Source organism: Pseudoalteromonas sp. S3431 (assembly GCF_000690035.1).
GTDB classification, from domain to species: Bacteria; Pseudomonadota; Gammaproteobacteria; order Enterobacterales; family Alteromonadaceae; genus Pseudoalteromonas; species Pseudoalteromonas fuliginea.
This window is the reverse complement of the sequence record NZ_JJNY01000066.1, coordinates 1-3,628: the sequence shown is the minus strand read 5'-3', so window position 1 is coordinate 3,628 and position 3,628 is coordinate 1. Positions and strand designations below refer to the sequence as shown.

The following is a 3,628-nucleotide window of genomic DNA, read 5'->3' as shown; positions in this document are numbered from 1 at the left end:
GATTAACTCGTTTTTTATTTGTTTTTATTGATAAATAAACCATAGCTGAGTTCCTATTTTGGTTCTATCGATTACTGTGTTTTTCATTGAATATAAAAAGCTGGTTTAGTGTTGTTTCAATTGGCGTTTTGGAAGAGATTACCGGTGTTTGAGTGGCTTTTATTTAGAGTAAAAAGGCTTCCCCTTCTCAGTGCATTGTGTTTTGCAGCTTTTCTATATTCTGAACAAGACAATACAGTTACCGCAGCGTCAAGTAAGGCATTCACTTTCATTTGACCTCGTAAGGTCAGTTTAGTACCCCTTTATTCCCGTAATATACCGCTTTTTATTTAAAGGAAAGCCGGTTCAATACAGGCTAGTCGTTTGCCATTCTTTAATAAACAGCTATCGTCGTGCGATTGGGCTGTCTATTTTTACTTTCATCTAATCAACATAGCACAGCTTTTTAATGATTCATTATTTATAGCAATACACTCTTCATGCTATTTTTGTTGGCTTTTTTCGCAATAATTAGGATGGGTGTCATCCTAATTATTCTAAACCACGCACGAAAGTACGCACTTTAATAAAGCTGGGTGTTAGCGAACGACTCGCCATAGCCTGTGGTATCACCAGTAAAGGCCCTTGTAGAAGCTCAAAAACAAAAGGAATTAACATTGCGCTAGGCAATGACTATTTAGCGTCAAAAGGTTTAGTGTCATTGAGAGATATTTGGATCGGTATTCATTACGGGAGATGAACCGCCCATTGCGGACCCGCATGATGGGTGTTTTGGGGGCTGGAGGATAGAGACCTCCGGCTACCCGATTAGGCGCTATTTATGTAATCAGGTTTGTTATGATTTCAACTACTTCTTTACCGCCAGAAGTTGCCAAACTAGTAGAGTGTTCTTTAATCCACTCTATACTACTTTTAGATAATGCTTTGATCCCTTTTGATGGTAAATCACGAATTTCTTTATTAATAGTTGCAATAGTATCGTTAACTATATTTTTTTCGGAAGCGACTTTACTCACAGCCTCTATTAATGAATTCAAAGTATTTTGTGAATAATCATAGGTTGAGTTATCCGTAGCTACTTTAAGAACATCTCCATTGTTGATTACAGTACCGTTATCACCAATAACACCTTCATTTACTAAATCACCTCTAATATTAATATTACCTATAGACATAACTCCCCCTGAATTATTTATTGAAATATTTAACACTCGATCAGCTACTTTTTCCTTTAATGCTTCATATTTTTCTGTAAATAGATTTATAGCTTGCTCTGTTTTTTCTTTAGTTAAAACAGAAAACCTAGCATGAGGGAATAACCCCTTAGCCGTCAATTCCTGAAATTCTATTCCAATACTAGGATCCTCTTCATTGATAGCCTGGATTACTTTGCTTAGCAATATAGGGTCAATTGGACTAAAGCCATTTTTGAAATGATAATCTATGGTTGGTAATGTTTTAAATAAATCAACGAATTCACCTAAAGAAAAAGTACGATCACTTGGAACTCTTACATCTCTATTTTCATTAGAGTAAATATACTCACAAATAGCATCATCAATTACCCAACCATCTAACTGATTTTCATATAATGTAACTCCAGTTAAATTAGCTGAACTAAAGTCACTATTAATTAATGTAGCCCTAGATAAATTTGCACCGATTAAAAAGGAATTGTTTAACCTCGCATTTTCAAGCTTTGATTTTCTAAAATTTGAACCATCTAGGAAAGAGTTCCTAAGATCTGCCTGATTTAAAGTTGCAGAATTAAAATCCGAATCATCTAAATGTGCTTTTGATAAATTTGCTGCCCGTAAATTTGCAGCTTGAAATTTAGCACCATTTGCTTTTACCCCTGAAAAATCAGTATTCGGCGCATTTGCGCCTGATAAATTACAATTTATCAGGCTTGCTTTAAATAAATTAGCATTACCTAAAGAAGCACCAGCTAAGTTTGTATTATCTAACTTAGCAAAAGCCATATTAGACTGTCTAATATCAATTTTTCGTAAGTCCCTTCCTCGAAAATCAACTTTCCTAAGATCAACCCTTTTTAATACCGCTTTTTTGCCATCTTTTTCATCAGAGTCTAGCCATATGCTATGAAGTTCCAACATGCGATCCAATTCTTGTTTATCTATATTAGAATATTGCCTGCCTATTTTCTTATCCATGAATTAACTCCAAATTTAAATTTTGAAACAACGACTAGATTAAAGCGCCTAACGAGCCTGTAGATTAACTCGTTTTTTATTTATTTTTATTGATAAACAAACCATAGCTGAGTTCCTATTTTGGTTCAATCGATTACTGTATTTTATGCAGAATATAAAGCGGGAATTTGGTGTTGTTTTAATTGGCGTTTTGGACGGGATTACGGGTACTTGAGTGGCTTTTATTTAGGGTAAAAGCGCTTAACCTTCTTAATGCATCGTGTTTTGCAGCTTTTCTATATTATGAGCAAGGCAATACAGTTACCGCAGCGTCAAGTAAGGCATTCACTTTCGCTTGACCCCGTAAGGTCAATTTATTCATCCCTTTGTTCACTGTAATGTTCCGCTTTTTATTTAAAGGAAAGCCGGTTCAATACAACCAAGTCGTTTGCCATTCTTTAATAAACAGCTATCGTCGTCCGATTGGGCTGTCTGTTTTTACTTTCATCTTATCAACATAGCACAGCTTTTTGTGTGATTCATTATTTATAACAATGCACACTTCATGCTGTTTTTGTTGGCTTTTTCGTAATAATTAGGATGGGTGACATCCTAATTACCAATTCACTTCTGAACCTCCTGTAAAGCTAAATAGAACAATATGTGTGTGCCACTCATTTGCTTGAATATATACGCGAATGTCACAGTTTGACAACCAATCCTTATATTTATCCAACTTCAATGTCCGCTCTTCGCTCCAAGCCGAACTTCGTCAATGTGCCATGAGCGGACATTAGTAACGTTTCAAGATGCGGTTCAGCTTACTGAATCCACATTACTTGAGTTTTTAGCTACGGCTTCGGAGTTTGCTAGACGATAAAAAAACGCAACGTACAACAAATTTAATTCGCGTAGAGCTGTGCGTATAGACTCAACGTGTTTGATGCCTGCACAAGCATCAGATATGTCAACTAGTGCTAGTGCTTCTGTCATCTTGTTATCCAGTTTGACTGCAAGCTAATAACAATTATGATCCTGTAAGGATTGGCAAATAGCAATTGCCTCTGCCAAGACTATTTGTCTACTCTCAAATGTTAATGAGTTATAGTCATCCACAAACTTTTTACTTAAATCGTTTTTAATTTTTTCACTTTTATTTTTGCTTGAAACTACACAACAATAAACATTTAAAGTAGCTGTTACTTTTGCAAACAAGGGGCTGTAAATTTCCTGCAACTTTAATATTGCAGAGCTTTTTGATTTTAAATTTTCTAGCGCAATTACAGATTGCCGTTGAAGTTTGGTAATTTCTAGATCTTTTTCTTTGGTAATCTCAGCAATTCGCTTAGTTTGAATATAAGAAACTAACGTACCCACCAATGCTACCAAATATGGCCCACTAGCTTTTACTAGTCCTATAATATCAATAGATTGTGCTGAATTTTCCATATTTCTTCGGTAATCCCCCCATTTTT

3 protein-coding genes and 1 pseudogene are annotated in these 3,628 nt (G+C 35.3%); all 4 read right to left on the bottom strand.

What is annotated here, in order from left to right; all coding sequences use genetic code 11:
- Nucleotides 1-818: 818 nt before the first annotated feature.
- On the bottom strand, nt 819-2,174 hold the full coding sequence (locus tag DO88_RS18595) for a pentapeptide repeat-containing protein (protein WP_050482458.1): 1,356 nt from the start codon (nt 2,172-2,174) through the stop codon (nt 819-821).
- Nucleotides 2,175-2,423: 249 nt separating this feature from the next.
- Nucleotides 2,424-2,700: pseudogene (locus DO88_RS19275) on the bottom strand (hypothetical protein); the annotation flags it as partial.
- Between the two features lie 269 nt (nt 2,701-2,969).
- Nucleotides 2,970-3,146 (bottom strand): hypothetical protein, encoded by a 177-nt coding sequence (locus DO88_RS19150; protein ID WP_232224824.1) that lies wholly within the window; start codon nt 3,144-3,146, stop codon nt 2,970-2,972.
- A 24-nt stretch (nt 3,147-3,170) separates the two neighbouring features.
- Nucleotides 3,171-3,628, bottom strand: a 458-nt coding sequence (locus tag DO88_RS0118395) for a hypothetical protein (RefSeq protein ID WP_232224823.1), incomplete at its 5' end; no start/stop codon positions are given.

Bases quoted from the DNA above. Each gene is read 5' to 3' on its own strand.
- DO88_RS18595 (WP_050482458.1), bottom strand. From the start codon at position 2,174: ATGGATAAGAAAATAGGCAGGCAATATTCTAATATAGATAAACAAGAA.
- DO88_RS19150 (WP_232224824.1), bottom strand. From the start codon at position 3,146: ATGACAGAAGCACTAGCACTAGTTGACATATCTGATGCTTGTGCAGGC.